The organism is Frateuria defendens (assembly GCF_001182895.1).
GTDB lineage: Bacteria > Pseudomonadota > Gammaproteobacteria > Xanthomonadales > Rhodanobacteraceae > Frateuria_B > Frateuria_B defendens.
This window is the reverse complement of sequence record NZ_LFQR01000333.1, coordinates 1-212: the sequence shown is the minus strand read 5'-3', so window position 1 is coordinate 212 and position 212 is coordinate 1. Positions and strand designations below refer to the sequence as shown.

The following is a 212-nucleotide window of genomic DNA, read 5'->3' as shown; positions in this document are numbered from 1 at the left end:
TTATACTGTACAGCGCTTAAATATGCAGAAGTAGATGTCGAATCCATTGATAACTTAGCGAATTTACGTGACGTTTGTATGAGTGAACATGTTAAATTTAAAGTGAAAAAATGGATAGATGAAACATCTGCAAATAATGATAATAAGTACAAATCTGAACCGCTATTAGAATTAAATGAGGTATGTGTTCAATATAGTGACTATAGTAATAG

1 protein-coding gene is annotated in these 212 nt (G+C 30.2%); it reads left to right on the top strand.

The window, feature by feature from the left end; all coding sequences use genetic code 11:
• A partial coding sequence (locus tag ACH65_RS19470; protein ID WP_202594245.1) for a DUF3744 domain-containing protein occupies positions 1-212 on the top strand: 212 nt, incomplete at both ends.